This window comes from Roseovarius sp. (assembly GCF_048262375.1).
GTDB lineage: Bacteria > Pseudomonadota > Alphaproteobacteria > Rhodobacterales > Rhodobacteraceae > Roseovarius.
In genome coordinates this window covers 1-16,405 of the sequence record NZ_JBLXFE010000014.1, presented here as the reverse complement: position 1 = coordinate 16,405, position 16,405 = coordinate 1, and the positions used below count along the sequence as shown (strand labels likewise).

At 61.3% G+C, this 16,405-nt stretch carries 17 protein-coding genes; 12 read left to right on the top strand and 5 right to left on the bottom strand.

Features of this window, described 5'->3' with window-relative positions; all coding sequences use genetic code 11:
* Positions 1-93: 93 nt before the first annotated feature.
* A complete protein-coding gene (locus tag ACN0SW_RS14550) occupies positions 94-1,362 on the bottom strand; it encodes an RsmB/NOP family class I SAM-dependent RNA methyltransferase (protein ID WP_417728651.1) in 1,269 nt (422 codons plus the stop codon).
* Between the two features lie 69 nt (positions 1,363-1,431).
* On the opposite strand from ACN0SW_RS14550, the gene ACN0SW_RS14545 reads away from it, so the two are divergent.
* Positions 1,432-1,623: a DUF1674 domain-containing protein gene (locus ACN0SW_RS14545; RefSeq protein WP_417728650.1), complete on the top strand. Its 192-nt coding sequence runs from the start codon at positions 1,432-1,434 to the stop codon at positions 1,621-1,623.
* Between the two features lie 433 nt (positions 1,624-2,056).
* On the opposite strand, the gene dapB is transcribed toward ACN0SW_RS14545, so the two are convergent.
* Entirely contained in the window at positions 2,057-2,875 is an 819-nt protein-coding gene (gene dapB, locus ACN0SW_RS14540) for a 4-hydroxy-tetrahydrodipicolinate reductase (RefSeq protein ID WP_417728649.1), read from the bottom strand.
* A gap of 150 nt (positions 2,876-3,025) precedes the next feature.
* On the opposite strand from dapB, the gene rbfA reads away from it, so the two are divergent.
* The 4 genes from rbfA to ACN0SW_RS14520 are packed head-to-tail and all read left to right on the top strand — an operon-like array spanning position 3,026 to position 5,674.
* Entirely contained in the window at positions 3,026-3,421 is a 396-nt protein-coding gene (gene rbfA / locus ACN0SW_RS14535; RefSeq protein WP_417728648.1) for a 30S ribosome-binding factor RbfA, read from the top strand.
* Positions 3,408-4,166, top strand: a complete 759-nt coding sequence (locus ACN0SW_RS14530) for a phosphodiester glycosidase family protein (RefSeq protein WP_417728647.1) — start codon at positions 3,408-3,410, stop codon at positions 4,164-4,166. Before rbfA ends, ACN0SW_RS14530 begins: the two co-directional genes overlap by 14 nt.
* Positions 4,167-4,202: 36 nt before the next feature.
* Positions 4,203-5,108 carry a tRNA pseudouridine(55) synthase TruB gene (truB, locus tag ACN0SW_RS14525; protein WP_417728646.1) on the top strand — a complete coding sequence of 302 codons (906 nt, stop codon included), beginning with the start codon at positions 4,203-4,205 and terminating at the stop codon, positions 5,106-5,108.
* A complete protein-coding gene (locus ACN0SW_RS14520; RefSeq protein ID WP_417728645.1) occupies positions 5,105-5,674 on the top strand; it encodes a DUF1643 domain-containing protein in 570 nt (189 codons plus the stop codon). The genes truB and ACN0SW_RS14520 overlap by 4 nt, the downstream gene beginning before the upstream one ends.
* Positions 5,675-5,743: 69 nt before the next feature.
* Here the strand turns inward: ACN0SW_RS14520 and ACN0SW_RS14515 are convergent, their stop codons facing one another.
* Positions 5,744-6,376 (bottom strand): enoyl-CoA hydratase/isomerase family protein, encoded by a 633-nt coding sequence (locus ACN0SW_RS14515; RefSeq protein WP_417728644.1) that lies wholly within the window; start codon positions 6,374-6,376, stop codon positions 5,744-5,746.
* Complete coding sequence (locus tag ACN0SW_RS14510) at positions 6,373-7,122, bottom strand: SDR family oxidoreductase (RefSeq protein ID WP_417728643.1); 750 nt, start codon at positions 7,120-7,122, stop codon at positions 6,373-6,375. Before ACN0SW_RS14510 ends, ACN0SW_RS14515 begins: the two co-directional genes overlap by 4 nt.
* Before the next feature lie 128 nt (positions 7,123-7,250).
* Here ACN0SW_RS14510 and ACN0SW_RS14505 point away from each other — a divergent pair, with 128 nt between their 5' ends.
* The 4 genes from ACN0SW_RS14505 to ACN0SW_RS14490 all read left to right on the top strand — a co-directional run bounded on the left by ACN0SW_RS14505 (position 7,251) and on the right by ACN0SW_RS14490 (position 11,990).
* Positions 7,251-8,771 carry a DUF2125 domain-containing protein gene (locus ACN0SW_RS14505; RefSeq protein WP_417728642.1) on the top strand — a complete coding sequence of 507 codons (1,521 nt, stop codon included), beginning with the start codon at positions 7,251-7,253 and terminating at the stop codon, positions 8,769-8,771.
* 117 nt (positions 8,772-8,888) lie between these two features.
* Positions 8,889-10,235 (top strand): TldD/PmbA family protein, encoded by a 1,347-nt coding sequence (locus tag ACN0SW_RS14500; RefSeq protein WP_417728641.1) that lies wholly within the window; start codon positions 8,889-8,891, stop codon positions 10,233-10,235.
* Positions 10,222-11,004, top strand: a complete 783-nt coding sequence (locus ACN0SW_RS14495) for a 3'(2'),5'-bisphosphate nucleotidase CysQ (protein ID WP_417728640.1) — start codon at positions 10,222-10,224, stop codon at positions 11,002-11,004. Before ACN0SW_RS14500 ends, ACN0SW_RS14495 begins: the two co-directional genes overlap by 14 nt.
* Before the next feature lie 65 nt (positions 11,005-11,069).
* The gene (locus ACN0SW_RS14490) at positions 11,070-11,990 is read left to right on the top strand and encodes a DMT family transporter (RefSeq protein ID WP_417728639.1); all 921 of its coding nucleotides are present in this window, start codon (positions 11,070-11,072) and stop codon (positions 11,988-11,990) included.
* Here ACN0SW_RS14490 and ACN0SW_RS14485 read toward each other — a convergent pair.
* The gene (locus ACN0SW_RS14485; protein ID WP_417728638.1) at positions 11,929-12,747 is read right to left on the bottom strand and encodes a glycosyltransferase; all 819 of its coding nucleotides are present in this window, start codon (positions 12,745-12,747) and stop codon (positions 11,929-11,931) included. The two genes, ACN0SW_RS14490 and ACN0SW_RS14485, sit on opposite strands and share 62 nt — an antisense overlap.
* 497 nt (positions 12,748-13,244) lie before the next feature.
* Here ACN0SW_RS14485 and rpsL point away from each other — a divergent pair, with 497 nt between their 5' ends.
* The 3 genes from rpsL to fusA are packed head-to-tail and all read left to right on the top strand — an operon-like array spanning position 13,245 to position 16,243.
* Entirely contained in the window at positions 13,245-13,616 is a 372-nt protein-coding gene (gene rpsL / locus ACN0SW_RS14480) for a 30S ribosomal protein S12 (protein ID WP_008281863.1), read from the top strand.
* A 12-nt stretch (positions 13,617-13,628) separates the two neighbouring features.
* Positions 13,629-14,099, top strand: a complete 471-nt coding sequence (rpsG, locus tag ACN0SW_RS14475; protein ID WP_008281864.1) for a 30S ribosomal protein S7 — start codon at positions 13,629-13,631, stop codon at positions 14,097-14,099.
* Between the two features lie 20 nt (positions 14,100-14,119).
* A complete protein-coding gene (gene fusA, locus ACN0SW_RS14470; protein ID WP_417728637.1) occupies positions 14,120-16,243 on the top strand; it encodes an elongation factor G in 2,124 nt (707 codons plus the stop codon).
* Positions 16,244-16,405: the final 162 nt, after the last annotated feature.

Here is a 16,405-nt window from a genome sequence, read left to right as displayed (position 1 = left end):
CGTGCCTCTAGACGCTTCTGTCGGCGTTGATGCCTGCACTATAGACGCGAGTATGAGGCGAGTCACCGTTTCTTTGCACAGAATTGCGGATCGTCAGCGACGCAGGCAGGCGATGTAGAACCCGTCGAGGCCACCAAGATCCGGCCAATAGTCGGGCCGTAACCGAAGGCCGCCTTCTTCTGTGATCCAGCCCGGATCGATCCCCGGCCGGGCGAGCGCCGCGCGCTCGACTTTTAGATTTGGATGGCGTTCAAGGGCCTCTTCGATCTGACATTCGCCCTCATCGGGCAAAAGTGAACAGGTGCAAAAGACCAGCCGCCCAGTGGGTTTCAAAAGGGTCAGCGCGTGATCCAGCATGGCCGCTTGCAACGTGATCAGCGCCCCAAAATCCGACCCATCCTTGGCATGAGGCAGGTCCGGGTGTCGCCGGATCGTGCCCGTGGCGGAACAGGGCGCATCCAGAAGAATTGCATCATACGGTCCGCCCTGATGGTCGAGCGCGTCGCCTACGACGCAGGTAGCGGCAAGTCCGGTGCGCGCGAGATTCTCTGCTACACGGGTCATCCTGCGCTCGGACAGATCGAGGGCGGTTACCTTTGCGCCCGCTGCCGCCAATTGCAGTGTCTTGCCCCCGGGTGCGGCGCATAGGTCGAGAATATGCTCTCCGGGCTGTGGGTTCAGTATGGCGACGGGCAGAGCAGCAGCTGCATCCTGTACCCACCACGCGCCGTCGTCATAGCCGGGTAAGGCCGAGACTTGGCCGAAATCGGTGCGGCGCAGCGATCCGGTTGGCAAGAGCGTAGCGCCCAGACGCTCGGCCCACGCCTCTGGCTCTGACTTTACGGTTATGTCGAGCGGCGCACCGGCAAAATGGGCGCGCTCCATTGCTGCAACCGCACCCTTGCCCCAAGCCTCGGTCAGAGGGCCACGCAGCCAGTTGGGCAGGCCCGGCAGACGCAGATCGCGCCAAGCGCGCGGAGCCTCCTCAGCCATCTTGCGCAACACGGCATTGACCAGCCCCTTGAGCTTGGCGTGCCGCGGGCTGTGGCTTATGGTTTCCACGGCCTCATTGACCACGCCATGCGGGTCGCCGCCTTGGGCGAGTTCCACCGTTGCCAGACGCAGGACATTTTGTACCGGCAGGGGCGGCGCTTTGCGCAGGTGACGTGATAAGAGGCGATCGGCACGCTCTAGCCCGCGTAGGGTGTCTGTTGCCAGTCTCTGTGCCCGTGCTCGGTCTTGGGGAGACAGCGCATCAAGGGCCCCGCCGGCTATCAAATCGGACATCAGCCGTCCCTCGCCTAACACTCGGTCAAGAAGATGAACCGCAGCAGAGCGGGCGGTGGGGGCGGGCTTTTTCATTGGCCTTGTCCTTGGCGAAGGGTTAGCTGCGCGATATATCAGCAGGGTGATAACAAGGAAAGCCCGACCATGACCGAAGAGGACAGTACATCACCGCGTGATCTGCCGCCCGCTGCACAGCGCGCGCTTGCCGAAGCTGAAGAGCGGCGCAAGGCGGCGGATGCGAGTGCGTTACCCAAGGAGCTTGGGGGGCGGCGCGAAGGGTTGGAGCCCGTGCGCTATGGAGATTGGGAGAAAAAGGGCCTCGCCATCGACTTTTAATGGTGGCGCTGACGGCTGGCTCATTTCAAGCTGAGATCGGCAAACTGGCCCGTTCCCTGATCTGAGATGAAACGAACAGTGTTGCCCTGAACCCGCACAGCCTGACAATTGGGGCCAAGGTTTATGGCACCCCAATAAAGATCGCGGCAAAAGTAACCCCCATTCCAACGCCACGCTCCGGTAACGTTGCGACCAAAGGCGCGGCCTCTGATTTGTCCGTCCCGTGTCACATTCAGCGTTATTCCAAACCGGGTGAGATCGCGGCCCTCGATGAGCGAGACAAAGCGATCACGCTCTGTGACAAGTGCAAATCCCTCTGCCAAGGCAGGGGTGGTTAGGCAAAAATTCAACAGAACAATAAGGATCGCACGCATCATATTCACCAGTCACAGGATGTGATCTGGATTTGATACGCGTGAGTTGCAGAAACGGATCAGTTGTCGGAGAGGCCGAGAACGTCGATCATGTCATAGCTTCCGGGCTTGCGCCCCTGCCCCCAGAGTGCGGCTTTAAGTGCGCCACGCGCAAAAACGGCCCGGTCAGTTGCGATATGTCGCAGTACGATCCGCTCGCCTGCCGCGGCAAAAATGACGTCATGTTCTCCCACAATGTCGCCGCCACGAATTGCAGAAAACCCGATGTGCCCACGTTCGCGTCGACCGGTGATGCCGTCGCGTGCGCGGTCGCTGACGTGATCCAAAAGAACGCCGCGCCCCTCTGCGGCGGCTTCGCCGAGCATGAGCGCGGTGCCCGAGGGGGCATCTACCTTTTGATTATGGTGCGCTTCGACGATCTCAATGTCGAAATCTTCATCAAGAGCTGCGGCCACGCGTTTGGTCAGTTGAGTCAACAGATTGACCCCAAGGCTCATGTTGCCCGCGCGCACAATCACCGCATGGCGGGCGGCGGCATCGAGCTTTTTGAGATCGTCTGACTCAAATCCTGTGGTTCCAATCACATGCACAACCCGCGCCTGCGCGGCCAGCACGGCAAACTCCAGCGTGGCGGCGGGGGCGGTAAAGTCGATGATGGCATGCGCGCGCGCAATCACCTCGAGCGGGTCGTCTGTTACTATCACGCCCATGTCCGGCCCGCCCATTGCCCTGCCTACATCCTGTCCGATCCATGGATGCCCGGGGCGTTCGAGCGCACCAATCAGCTGCACACGCGTGCTTTCGGCCAGCGTGCGGATCAACATCTGGCCCATCCGGCCCGAGGCCCCGGTAATCACGATGCCCGGTAGATCGGTCATTGGCGCAGCTCCTTTGGTTGTTGCCGGTCTGCATAGCGCGGCGCGCAAGATGCGGCAAGGGCGCGGGCAGAACCTGCGTGTTTCGGCCAATACGGAAATGAGCAGATTTCTGCGCTTGGAAAAGTCCGCCTGTGCGATTAAATGCGACGCATGGCAAAGAACAAGTTTCATGATGGTCCCGGACCTTCGCAACGACAGCTTCGCGTAGGCGAGCTGATCCGCCGCACCCTTTCCGAAGTGCTGATGCGAGGGGATATCCATGATCCCGACCTTAACCGTATTTCGGTGACGGTGGGTGAGGTGCGCACGTCGGCTGATTTGAAGATTGCTACGGCATATGTGATGCCGCTGGGGGGCGAGGGGCAGGATGATCTGATTGCTCTTCTGGCGCGCAACAAGCACGAGTTGCGGCGCATAATCGGCAAGAAGGTTGGTTTGAAATACGCGCCTGACCTGCGGTTTCGTTTGGATGAGACATTCGACCAGATGGATGAGACGCGCCGATTGTTTGACCAAGACACGGTTCGCCGGGATGTGGACAGTTAAATTTGGCCTTGCGCTTGCGGTGGGGCTTGGTGCTGGGGCCGCGCAGGCTGCTGAGTGCCGTAAGGACCAGTTCGAGGGGCAGAGCTATACCGTTTGCCAAGTCGATATGGTGCGCGACGAGATTGGTCTTTTCCTTAGGGATAGAGACACCGGGACGCTGTTGGGCAGTTTCGGCGCAGTCGAAGATATGTTGAAGGCCGAGGGCAAGGCACTTGCGTTTGCGATGAATGCGGGCATGTATCATGCGGATCGTAGTCCCGTGGGCCTTTATATTGAAGCAGGACAAGAGCTTAGAGGTCTCGTTACCAGTGACGGCCCCGGCAATTTCGGTCTCTTGCCCAATGGGGTGTTTTGCATCCGCGAGGACCGGGTTGATGTGATCGAATCCCTGCGCTTTGCGCAGGAGCGGCCCGAATGCCGCGATGCCAGCCAATCCGGACCAATGTTGGTGATTGATGGCGCACTGCATCCGCGATTTCTAGTGGAGAGCGACAGTCGCTACATTCGCAATGGTGTGGGCACGACAGAGAATGGGCAGCAGGCATGGTTTGTGATATCAGATAACGCATTGAACTTTCACAGTTTTGGGCGATTTTTCAGAGATTACCTGAAGGTGCCGCAAGCACTCTATTTTGATGGTAAGATCTCGCGACTCTATGCACCGGGACTGGGACGTTCGGATATTGGCTTTCCGCTGGGCCCGATGGTAGGTGCGGTGATTGACGCGGATGCGGTGGTGGATTAGGCGCTGCTGCCTCAGACAACAGGCAAAGGGCCGGACATGGCACGCAAACGCAAGGGGCGCGAGATTTCGGGGTGGCTGGTGGTGGATAAACCCGCTGGCATGACCTCGACCAGCGTTGTCAACAAGGTGAAATGGGCTCTGCAGGCGCAGAAGGCGGGGCATGCGGGCACGCTTGATCCCGAGGCGACGGGTGTGCTTGCTGTGGCGCTTGGCGAGGCGACCAAGACGGTGCCTTATATCACGGATGCGCTCAAGGCCTATACGTTTTGCGTCCGTCTGGGGCAGGCGACCAACACCGATGATACCGAAGGCGAAGTGATTGCCGAGAATGAAAAACGCCCGTCAGATCAAGAGATTAAGGATTCTCTTGGCAAATTTGTCGGGGATATCATGCAGGTGCCCCCCAAGTTTTCTGCCGTCAAGATCGACGGGCAACGCGCCTATAAGCTGGCGCGCGACGGGGAAGCGTTCGAGGTGGCTGCGCGGCCTTTGTGGGTTGAGGAATTGCTGCTCGTGGACCGACCGGATGCGGATCACGTGGTCCTAGAGATGACCTGTGGCAAGGGCGGTTATGTTCGGTCCATCGCGCGAGATTTGGGTGAGATTTTAGGGTGTTACGGGCATGTTGCGTGGTTGCGGCGGGTCTGGTCGGGACCGTTCGAGGCCAAGGACGGGCTGAGCATCGAAGAGATTGACCGGATGGCGCATAGCCCGGAATTGGAGCAGTATATTCGCCCGCTTGAAGAGGGGTTGGCGGACCTGCCGATGGTCACCGCCACGCCCGAGGGTGCGGCGCGTCTGCGCAATGGAAATCCCGGCATGGTAATCGCGCAAGGCATTGAATACGGTGAAGAATGTTGGGCTGCGATGGACGGCAAGGCAGTTGCTGTGGGGTGCTACAAGGCGGGTGAACTGCATCCCTCGCGGGTGTTCAACCAATGAGCGGCGGCGCCCCCGATCATCTGCACGATCCCGGGGGCAAGGTGCGCTTGCGCCTACCAGATGGTGTGGTAGGGGGGGCAGAATATTCTACCTGTGGACGATATCGACAGGTTTTGAGCCGGGATTGGACGGCTGAAGGGGCCACTCCGCGACGGGTGCTGTTTGTGGGCATGAACCCCTCGGTCGCGAGTGCGGAGGTGTCTGATCCGACCTGTCACCGCGAGGTGATGTTTGCCCAAGATTGGGGATTTTCCTTTTATTTCAAAGGAAACATGCTGGATTGGCGGGCGACATCGCCCAAGGATTTGCCGCGTGATCCGCAAGAGGCCTGCAGCGCCGCGAATATCCCGGCACTGGTGGCGATGGCGGAACAGTCAGAGTTGGTTGTGCTGGCGTTTGGGAAACTTCACGCGCGTTATCAAGAGGTTGTGCGGCAGGTCCTGAGTGAGATAGCTGCGACTGGCAAGCCGCTCATGTGTTTGGGGCTGAACAAGGACGGATCGGCCAAGCATCCGCTTTATCTGCGCAAAGACACGCCGCTCAGGCCATTCCCACTGCCGGTCTGAACAGGGGGACTGTACGTTTGTGCGGTTAAACCGTACGGCCGCACGATCCCTTCCCATGCTCTTAACCTTTCAACCGGCTACGGTACACATTGCCTTGAGCGCCATCGCGTGCTCGGGGGATGCGGCGAGGGCTGGCGCTGCCAAATCGCGCGCGCTGTCCATCAGGCTGTTGCGCGGCACGACGCGATCAAAGAGACCCCAGCCGAGCGCCTCTTCGGTACTGAGCCGCGCCCCGGCCAGAAGGATCATTCTTGCCCGCGCCGGGCCGATCAGGGCCGAGAGGCGGGCGGGGTCACTGGGCTGCGGCAGGAAGCCCAGTTTCATCACCGGATAGAACGCCCCCGCGCCTTCGGCGGCGATGCGGATGTCACAGGCCAGCACCATGCCGGTGGCCCCGCCTGCGACTGTGCCGTTGAGGGCGGCGATGCTGAGGCCGGGCAGGGCGGCGATGGCGCCCGAGAGGCGTTCCCAAACCGGGCTGGTCGCGAGACCGGCGCGCACGGCCTCAAGATCGGCCCCGGCGGAGAACACCTTGCCCGCGCCGGTCAGAATGAACACGCGGGCCTCTTGTGCGGCTTCGGCGATGTCGGCGAGGTCTGACAGCATCGGTTCGGTCAGGGCGTTGGCCTTGTCGGGGCGGTCGAGGGTGGCAATCCAAAGCCCGCCGTCACGTTCCAGCGTGACACGGGGGGTCGCGGTCATATCAGGCCCACCCGGCGGCGGATGGCCTCGTCGCGCAACGAGATTTCCTGACCGGCGAATTCTGCGGCATCCGGCCCGCACATCCACAAAAGCGCGCGGGCGGGCCAATCGGCCGGGATATGCGCAGACCAGTCCAGTTGGCTGACGGCATTCACGCCGCTCGCCTTGATTTCGCGTTGCATATCGGTGGCGACGGTGCCGGGTGAGAGGCCCATGACCCGGACGCCAGCATTTGCCGCCTCAAGATCGGCACAGCGGGTGAGCATGGCCGCGCCTGCTTTGGAGCTGCAATAGGCGCTCCAGCCTTCGAGGGGGCTGTGCGCGGCCCCCGAACTGACGGTGAGAATGGTGCCCGCGCCGCGGGCGATCATGCCGGGCAGGGCGGCACGCGTACCGTTGAACACGCCCTTGAGATTGACGTCGATGGCGCGGGCCCATTCGTCGGGATCAGTTTCGGACAGGGGGGCGATGGGGTCGATCACGCCAGCATTGTTGATCAGCACGTCCAACTGGCCAAAGGCGGTGTGACAGGCCGCGACGGCGGCCTCCATTTCCCAGTAGCGGCTGACATCGCAAGGGATGGCAATGGCCTTGGGGCCGATTTCCCCCGCCAGTCCGGCAATTGCATCGCCGTTCCGCGCCGTGAGGGCAACATTCGCCCCGGCGGCGGCAAAAACCCGCGCAGCGGCGGCCCCGATGCCTTTGCTTGCGCCAGTGATGAGAACGCATTTGCCTTGCATATCCATGATATCTCCCTCTCTGATTGCGTCTGTCCTAGCGCCCGCGTTGGGTGAATTCCAGTCAGATCATGCCTTGACCCGGTGACGGAGAGACCCGAGATTGGTGGCTACCCCATTTGCACAAGGTGTTCTTGATGTCTTACATTCGTATGCTTACCGCTTCGACCTCTGTTCTCTGTCTGACTGCGACGGCCGGATTTGCGGATCTGACAGCCTTGCAGGTCTGGGAGGACTGGCAGAGTTATCTGCAAAGCAATGGGTACGCGGTGCAGGGCGAGGCCGCGCAAGGGGGCGATACCCTGACCATCCGTGATCTGGCGATGCGGATGGACGTGCCCGAGGACGGTGGCCGTATCGAGTTGCGCATGGGGCAGGTGCAACTGGTGGAACAGGGCGATGGGTCGGTTGTTGTGATCCTGCCTGCGACAATGCCGGTGGCGATGGATCTCAGGGATGAGGCGGGCGAGCAGGTCGCGCTTACGACGCAGATCGCGCAACAGGGTCTGGAGATGCGCGTCACGGGGGATCCGGACGCAATGCAATATGTTTACTCGGCGCAAGAGGTCGCGATGATGGTGACCGATCTGGTGGCCGGAGAGGCGGCCGTCGAGATTGGCGCGGCCGAGGTTCGGATGACCGATCTGGCGGGACGGTATGAGAGCGAAGGTGTGGCGGGCACGCGCGCGATCACCCATGGTATGACGGCCGGTCCGGTCAGCTATCAGTTTGAGTTCACCGATCCCAAGGAGGGCGGGCACGCCGAGATCAAAGGCACGATGGCGCGTGTCAGCCTGACGGGGGATGGGGAGCACGTTGGCGGCGTGAATGCCAGCGATATGGCTGCCGCGTTGCGTGCCGGGCTGCGGATCGACAGTGAGATTGAATATGAGGACGGCACTACGTCCTACAAGGTCACCAATCAGAGCGACATGATTGAGGGCACGCAAAGCTCTGAGGCAGGCACGCTGCGTTTCGGGATGGGGCCGGATGGGTTGCGCTATGCCGGTGAGGGGCGCGGTGTGCGCCTGGCGATGTCGGGCAATGATCTGCCGTTTCCGGTCACGGCGGAAATGGCGCGGCTGGGGTTCGCCCTTGTGATGCCGGTGGCCAAGAGTGATGCCGCTCAGTATTTTGCACTGGCGCTGGATTTCGGCGGTTTCACCATGTCCGACATGATCTGGGCGATGTTCGATCCCGGCGCGCAGTTGCCGCGCGATCCTGCGACCATCCGTGTTGATTTGTCGGGCAAGGGACGGCTGTTCTATGATCTTCTGGATCCCAAGCAGATGAGCGCGCTGGAAGACGCCGATGAGGTCCCCGGCGAGATTGAGAGTCTCGCGCTGAATGATCTGACGATTGATCTGGCGGGGGCCAAGTTGACCGGGGCGGGGGCGTTTACCTTTGACCAGACGGATCTGACCAGCTTTGACGGGGTGCCTGCACCGGAAGGGGCGATTGATTTGCGGCTGGTTGGGGGCAACGGTCTTTTGGATAAGCTGATTGATTTGGGCTTTGTCGCTGAGGATCAGGCGATGGTGGTGCGCATGATGGCGGGTATGTTCGCGCGCGCTGACACAGGCGAGGACGAATTGACCTCGCGGATCGAAGTGACCGAGGAAGGTCAGGTTCTGGCCAATGGGCAGCGTCTGAAATAACGTGGAGTGACTGACAAGATGGGGTCACGGGCGCAGGCGCGTGGCCCTATTGCGTGGACGTGGGCTTGCACGCCTGTGCCCTGCGGGCTACCTGATCACAGCAACAAGGAGATAGCCATGGCGCGACCGCTTGAGGATCTGACCCACGCCCTGATTGAAGCGGCGCTCAAGGCGGGGGCCGATGCGGCGGATGCGATGGCGCTGCGCGGGCAGTCGGTGACGATTGACATGCGCGGTGGTCTGCTGGAGCAGGCGGAACGCGCCGAGGGTGTGGATATCGGGCTGCGGGTGCTGATCGGCGGGCGGCAGGCGACTGTCTCGGCCTCGGATACGGCGGTTGCGACGATTGCGGCCTTGGCCGAGCGGGCGGTGGCGATGGCGCGCGAGGCGCCGGTTGATCCCTATGCCGGGCTGGCCGAGGCGGACCAGTTGGCGAGGAATTGGGACGTGGCGGCGCTGGAGCTGTGTGATCCAAGCCCTGAGCCTGCGCCTGACGCCTTGGCGCGGATGGCGCAGGAGGCAGAGGCGGCGGCGCTTGGAGTGGCCGGTGTCACGCAGGTGCAATCGGCAACGGCGGGGTATAGTCAGCGCGCGATGCATATCGCCGCCAGTAACGGGTTTTCCGGCGGCTATGCGCGCAGCGATACGGGCCTCTCGTGTGTGGCGATTGCCGGGGCGGGCACCGGGATGGAGCGCGATTACGATGGCGACAGCCGGATTTTTGCCAGCGATCTGCGCGACGCTGCTGAGATCGGACGGAGTGCGGGCGCGCGGGCGGTCGAACGCTTGGGCGCGCGCCGCCCGCGCACCGGGGCCTATCCGGTGCTGTTTGACGAGCGGGTATCCGGGACGCTGATCGGGCATTTGCTGGCGGCGGCCAACGGGGCGGCGGTGGCGCGCGGATCGTCCTGGCTGCGGGGGCGGATGGGCGAGCAGGTGCTGCCAGAGGCGCTGTCGGTGCTGGAAGATCCGCACCGGGTGCGGGTCGGCGGATCGCGGCCGTTTGATGCCGAGGGACTGCCCACCGCACCGCGTGCGATTGTTCAGGACGGCGTTTTGATGGGGTGGACGCTTGATTTGGCGAATGCGCGCAAGCTGGGGATGCAATCCACTGCCAATGCCACGCGCGGCACCTCTGCGCCGCCCTCGCCGGGGACGTGGAATATTGCGCTGACGCAGGGTACGCAGAGCCGTGACGATCTTATCCGCGAGATGGGGACGGGCCTGTTGGTGACGTCGATGATCGGCTCGACGATCAATCCCAACACTGGCGATTATTCACGCGGCGCTGCCGGGTTCTGGGTGGAAAATGGTGAGATCAAGTGGCCGGTGAATGAATGCACCATCGCCGGCAGTCTGCCCGAGATGCTACGCCGCCTGATCCCGGCCAATGATGCGCGCACGCATCTGGGGCGGGTGGTGCCGTCGCTTCTGGTTGAGGGGATGACGCTTGCCGGGGAGTGATCTGGCGCTCTTGATCGAGGCCGCACAGGAGGCCGGCCGGATTGCGACCGCCTTTGTGGGTGGGCCGCTCGATATGCAGGACAAGCCCGGTGGGGCTGGGCCGGTGACGGCGGCGGATCTGGCGGTGAATGCCATGCTGGTGAAGCAATTGCGCGCGGCGCGGCCTGACTATGGCTGGTTGTCGGAAGAGACCGAGGACACTGCCGCGCGGCTGGGGGCCGAACGGGTGTTCATCGTTGACCCAATCGACGGCACGCGCAGTTTCATCGAGGGCAATGACAGTTGGGCGCATTCGCTGGCGGTGGTGGAGCGCGGCGTGGTTATTGCCGCCGCGATCTATCTGCCGATGCGTGACAAGCTCTATACCGCCGCTGCGGGGCAGGGCGCTACGCTGAACGGGGTGCCGATCCATGCCACGGCACGGGCCGATCTGGAGGGTGCCTCGATCTTGGCGGCCAAGCCCAATTATGCGCCGGAGCATTGGCAGGGGGGCCGGGTGCCCGAGGTAACGCGCGCGTTTCGCCCGTCGCTGGCCTATCGCCTCAGCCTTGTGGCTGAGGGGCGGTATGACGCGATGATGACGTTGCGCCCGTCCTGGGAGTGGGACATAGCGGCGGGGGATCTGATCCTGCGCGAAGCGGGTGCGACCACTTCGGATCGCCGCGCGCGGCCGCTCCTGTTCAACAATCCGGTGCCGATGGTCAACGGGGTTCTGGCGGCCAATCCGGTGTTGCACAGCGCGTTGCATGCGGCGCTGGTACAAGGATAACGGGTTGCAGCCGCCGGTGATCCCTGTCTAATGCGCGGGCAACATGATTAGTAAACAGGCACATCATGCCCCGCTCTGACAATCTGACAGGTGCCCTTTTGATGATGGGGTCGATGGCGGCCTTCACGCTCAACGATGCTATGATCAAGGGGCTGGCGGGACAGGTGCCGTTGTTTCAGGCGATGTTCCTGCGCGGGGTGGTCACGACGATCCTCGTGGCGCTGATCGCGTGGAAGATGGGGGCGCTCAGGCGGCGTCTGCCGCGCGAGGATTGGGGGCCGGTGTTCTGGCGCATGGTGGGCGAGATCGGCTCGGCCTATTTCTTTGTCACAGCGCTCTACAATATGCCGCTGGCCAATATCAGCGCGATCATGCAGGCGCTGCCGCTGACCCTGACGCTGGCGGCCGCGTTGTTTTTCCGCGAGCCGGTGGGCTGGCGGCGGATGGCGGCCATTCTGGCCGGGTTCATCGGCGTGATGCTGATCGTGCGGCCCGGCACCGAGGGGTTCAACATCTATTCGGTATACGGGTTGGCGGCGGTGGTGTTCGTCACGCTGCGCGATCTGGCGACGCGCAAGCTGTCGCGGGATGTGCCCTCGATGCTGGTGACGCTGTTCAACTCTTTCTTCATCATGGGGTTTTTCGGTCTGGGCAGTCTGGCCGGGGACTGGGTGCCGTTGGACAGGCATTCCGCGCTGCTGATTTGCGGCGCGGCTGTGATGATCATCGGCGGCTATCTCTTTTCCATCATGGTGATGCGGGTTGGTGAGATCAGCTTTGTCGCGCCTTTCCGCTATACCAGTCTGATCTGGGCGCTGGTTCTGGGATGGCTGGTGTTTGGCGACTGGCCAAAGACGCTGACCCTGATCGGGGCGGCGATCGTGGTGGCCAGTGGTCTGTTCACCCTCTACCGCGAAGCGCAGATCAGTCGGCGGGCGAAGGCGAATTTGAAAAGACAGTTTTCACTCGGTCCTCGTCCACGTTGAACTGAGACTTGAAAAACGCCGCTTCGCGCGCGTCGATCGGGTGCATCGGGCCGGTCTTGTATTTGGCATGCGAGTCGTTGTCGGCATGTTTGGCGCGCAGATACATATGCGGGCCGGGCTGAATGAGGGTTGGCATCTCAAGGTGTAGTTTGTGATGGCCGAAGTTCATCACGGTGAGCGGGTCGCCGGGGCGAAACAGCACCGCAAGGCCGCAGGCCCAGAACGACGCCTGAAGCTCTTCGGCCATGATCCCCTGTGCGCTGAGAGAGACGGAATAGCCGCGATTATAGTCGATGGCCATGTGACGCCAGTTCTTGCGCATGGTGCGGGTGTGTTTTTCGAACCAACGCAGGCTGCGCACAAAGCCGAGGCCGACGGCATCGTCGTCATCGAGGCGGAATTGCATGGAGAGGTCGGTATCCTCGCCCAGTTCCGCCTTGATCGCCAGCTGCATGGCAAGGCGGTGCTTCATCGGTTCGCTCTCGATGATCCTGATCTGGGGCACCGGGGCGGTGAGATCATGCAAGCGGTCGCGGTAAGGTTTGGGCAGGCTCTGCCCGATCATCACCAGAAAGGTGAAATCCGGGTTCTGCTGCGCCGCGATAGAGGGCAGGGTGAGGCATTCGAAATGGCGAAAGCGCAGCTCCATCCGGGCGGGGGCGTAGAGGTAGGCCTCGCGTGCCCCGGTCGTGTCATGCATGCGTTTGAAGCCGCCGATGGCAGGGTAGGAAAACCGGCAAATTCCGATAACTCTCATCCTGTGCTTTAACTCTTACCTGAAGCTGACGCGGACCCTGTCCGCCGCGATGTGAAAGATGCCGTGACGCTTCGCCTTGCCCACGGGCTCTGGCTGGGGGGATTCGAACATGCCCTTTTTGGGTGGGAGCCATTCCGGCCCGATCACCTGTAAATTTGCATTTTCAATCCTGCGCTGCGTGCCTTAGATTGTTGCTGTCGACTGTGGCATTGGCCTGTGGTGAACGCAAGTCCGGAGCTGTTGACAACCCCCGCGACTCCCCCTATACGCGCCCCATCCATGGCTGAGGGGGTCGCCCCGTCGCCTGTATCAGAACTGTAGTGGTCAAGATCCGGGCGAATGCGCCCCGATCCTCTGGAAACCCACCGCGTCGGACCCAGAATGCAGGGTGCGATTGCGGTCTTTGCGTATTGCGGACGCGCGATTCGCTTTTGATTAACCGCATGGGGCTGGGCCTTGTGCAGACACATGTGTTGAGAGACGGGGAAATAACCGGAATGCCAACGATCCAACAGCTGATCCGCAAGCCGCGGCAGCCGAAAGTCAGAACCACAAAGTCACAGCACCTGCAGGGTTGCCCTCAGAAGCGTGGCGTTTGCACGCGCGTCTATACCACGACGCCGAAGAAGCCGAACTCGGCCATGCGGAAGGTTGCCAAGGTGCGCCTGACCAACGGCTTTGAGGTCATCAGCTATATCCCCGGTGAGAGCCACAACCTTCAGGAACACTCTGTGGTTCTGATCCGTGGCGGCCGTGTAAAAGACCTTCCCGGTGTGCGCTACCACATCCTGCGCGGCGTGCTTGACACGCAAGGCGTCAAAGATCGTAAGCAGCGCCGTTCGAAATACGGCGCGAAGCGTCCGAAGTAAGAGGAATTACAGATGTCTCGTCGTCACGCCGCAGAAAAACGCGAAGTCCTGCCCGATGCCAAGTATGGTGATCGGGTTCTGACCAAGTTCATGAACAACCTGATGATCGACGGCAAGAAATCCGTCGCCGAAACGATCGTCTACAATGCGCTGGAGCGCGTCGAGGGCAAGATCAAGCGCGCCCCCGTCGAAGTGTTCCACGAGGCGTTGGACAACATCAAACCGTCCGTCGAAGTCCGGTCGCGTCGGGTTGGTGGTGCAACCTATCAGGTGCCGGTTGAAGTGCGCCCCGAACGCCGCGAAGCTCTGGCAATCCGCTGGCTGATCAACGCGTCGCGTTCGCGCAATGAGAACACCATGGAAGAGCGTCTGGCAGGTGAACTGCTCGATGCAGTCCAGAGCCGCGGTTCGGCGGTGAAAAAGCGCGAAGACACCCACAAGATGGCAGACGCGAACAAAGCGTTCAGCCATTACCGTTGGTAAACCTCAGAGGCATTTGAATCATGGCACGCGACTATCCCCTCCAGCGCTACCGGAACTTCGGGATCATGGCCCATATCGATGCGGGCAAGACCACGACGACCGAGCGCATCCTGTTCTACACCGGCAAGTCCCATAAAATCGGCGAAGTCCATGACGGCGCTGCCACCATGGACTGGATGGAGCAGGAGCAGGAACGCGGTATCACCATCACCTCGGCTGCAACGACGACCTTCTGGCAGCGCCAGGAAGATCCGAGTGTCGAAGGTACCTCGGATACCAAATACCGTTTCAACATCATTGACACCCCCGGCCACGTTGACTTTACCATTGAAGTCGAGCGTTCGCTGGCGGTTCTCGATGGCGCGATCTGTCTGTTGGACGGGAACGCCGGTGTCGAGCCGCAGACCGAAACCGTGTGGCGTCAGGCTGACCGCTACAAGGTGCCGCGTCTGGTGTTCGTCAACAAGATGGACAAGATCGGCGCGGATTTCTTTAACTGCGTCAAGATGATCAAGGACCGCACCGGAGCAATCCCCGCGCCCGTGGCCCTGCCGATTGGTGCAGAAGACCGTCTCGAAGGCATCATCGACCTGATCAAGATGGAAGAGTGGGTCTGGAAGGGTGAAGATCTGGGCGCGTCCTGGGTTCGTCAACCGATCCGTGATGACCTGCGTGATCTGGCCGATGAATGGCGTGCCAACCTGATCGAAGTCGCCGTTGAGATGGATGACGACGCGATGGAAGGCTATCTTGAAGGCAAAGAGCCCGACGAAGAGACCCTGCGCGCCTTGATCCGCAAGGGTACGCTGTCGCTCAGCTTTGTTCCGATCCTCGTAGGGTCGGCGTTCAAGAACAAGGGTGTGCAGCCTCTGTTGAATGCTGTCATCGACTTTTTGCCCTCGCCGCTCGACGTGCCGCCGTACATGGGCTTTAGCCCGGATGACGAGACCGAGACCCGTAACATCGCGCGTCATGCCGATGATTCCGAGCCGTTCTCGGCGCTGGCTTTCAAGATCATGAACGACCCGTTCGTCGGCTCGCTGACCTTTACGCGCATCTATTCCGGCGTGATGAAGAAGGGCGATGCGATGCTCAATGCCACCAAGGGCAAAAAAGAGCGCGTCGGTCGTATGATGATGATGCACGCGATCAACCGTGAAGAGATCGAAGAGGCATTTGCAGGTGATATCATCGCGCTGGCGGGTCTGAAAGAGACCACCACCGGTGATACGCTCTGCGATCCGGCCAAGCCGGTGGTTCTGGAAACCATGACCTTCCCCGATCCGGTGATCGAGATCGCGGTTGAGCCCAAGACCAAGGGTGACCAAGAGAAAATGTCGGCGGGTCTGGCCCGTCTGGCAGCAGAGGACCCCTCCTTCCGCGTCGAAACCGATCTCGAGTCCGGTCAGACCATCATGAAGGGCATGGGCGAACTGCATCTCGACATTCTGGTCGATCGTCTGCGTCGCGAGTTCAAGGTCGAAGCCAATATCGGTGCGCCTCAGGTGGCCTACCGTGAGACCATCAGCCACATGGTTGAGCACAGCTACACCCACAAGAAACAGTCGGGTGGCTCGGGTCAGTTCGCCGAGGTCAAGCTGGTCATCACGCCGACAGAGCCGGGCGAAGGCTTCAGCTTTGAGAGCAAGATCGTTGGTGGTGCCGTACCCAAGGAATACATTCCGGGTGTCGAAAAAGGTATCCGTTCGGTGATGGACAGCGGCCCGCTGGCAGGTTTCCCTGTGATCGACTTCAAGGTCGCGCTGATCGACGGTAAATACCACGACGTTGACTCTTCGGTTATGGCGTTTGAAATCGCCGGTCGTATGGGCATGCGCGAAGGTCTCAAGAAGGCCGGTGCCAAGCTTCTCGAGCCGATCATGAAGGTCGAGGTCGTGACGCCCGAAGAATACACCGGTAACGTCATCGGCGATCTTACGTCGCGGCGCGGTCAGGTGTCGGGTCAGGAGCAGCGCGGCAACGCGATTGCGATCAACGCAAACGTGCCGCTGGCGAATATGTTCGGCTATATCAACACGTTGCGCTCGATGTCTTCGGGACGCGCCCAGTTTACGATGCAATTCTCGCATTACGAGCCGGTGCCGCACAACATCTCGGAAGAGATCCAGAAGAAATACGCATAACGGCGGTGGGCAATTTGCCCACCCTACCATCCCTGTAGGGTGCGCCTGAGCGCACCGCACACGAACCCAAGAAGGAGCCAGTATCATGGCAAAGGAAAAGTTTGCACGTAACAAGCCGCATGTGAACATCGGCACGATTGGTCACGTTGACCACGGCAAGAC

Excerpts from the sequence above, each read along its gene's own strand:
- ACN0SW_RS14550 (WP_417728651.1), bottom strand. The coding sequence starts at position 1,362 with ATGAAAAAGCCCGCCCCCACCGCCCGCTCTGCTGCGGTTCATCTTCTT.
- ACN0SW_RS14545 (WP_417728650.1), top strand. The coding sequence starts at position 1,432 with ATGACCGAAGAGGACAGTACATCACCGCGTGATCTGCCGCCCGCTGCA.
- dapB (WP_417728649.1), bottom strand. The coding sequence starts at position 2,875 with ATGACCGATCTACCGGGCATCGTGATTACCGGGGCCTCGGGCCGGATG.
- rbfA (WP_417728648.1), top strand. The coding sequence starts at position 3,026 with ATGGCAAAGAACAAGTTTCATGATGGTCCCGGACCTTCGCAACGACAG.
- ACN0SW_RS14530 (WP_417728647.1), top strand. The coding sequence starts at position 3,408 with ATGTGGACAGTTAAATTTGGCCTTGCGCTTGCGGTGGGGCTTGGTGCT.
- truB (WP_417728646.1), top strand. The coding sequence starts at position 4,203 with ATGGCACGCAAACGCAAGGGGCGCGAGATTTCGGGGTGGCTGGTGGTG.
- ACN0SW_RS14520 (WP_417728645.1), top strand. The coding sequence starts at position 5,105 with ATGAGCGGCGGCGCCCCCGATCATCTGCACGATCCCGGGGGCAAGGTG.
- ACN0SW_RS14515 (WP_417728644.1), bottom strand. The coding sequence starts at position 6,376 with ATGACCGCGACCCCCCGTGTCACGCTGGAACGTGACGGCGGGCTTTGG.
- ACN0SW_RS14510 (WP_417728643.1), bottom strand. The coding sequence starts at position 7,122 with ATGGATATGCAAGGCAAATGCGTTCTCATCACTGGCGCAAGCAAAGGC.
- ACN0SW_RS14505 (WP_417728642.1), top strand. The coding sequence starts at position 7,251 with ATGTCTTACATTCGTATGCTTACCGCTTCGACCTCTGTTCTCTGTCTG.
- ACN0SW_RS14500 (WP_417728641.1), top strand. The coding sequence starts at position 8,889 with ATGGCGCGACCGCTTGAGGATCTGACCCACGCCCTGATTGAAGCGGCG.
- ACN0SW_RS14490 (WP_417728639.1), top strand. The coding sequence starts at position 11,070 with ATGCCCCGCTCTGACAATCTGACAGGTGCCCTTTTGATGATGGGGTCG.
- ACN0SW_RS14485 (WP_417728638.1), bottom strand. The coding sequence starts at position 12,747 with ATGAGAGTTATCGGAATTTGCCGGTTTTCCTACCCTGCCATCGGCGGC.
- rpsL (WP_008281863.1), top strand. The coding sequence starts at position 13,245 with ATGCCAACGATCCAACAGCTGATCCGCAAGCCGCGGCAGCCGAAAGTC.
- rpsG (WP_008281864.1), top strand. The coding sequence starts at position 13,629 with ATGTCTCGTCGTCACGCCGCAGAAAAACGCGAAGTCCTGCCCGATGCC.
- fusA (WP_417728637.1), top strand. The coding sequence starts at position 14,120 with ATGGCACGCGACTATCCCCTCCAGCGCTACCGGAACTTCGGGATCATG.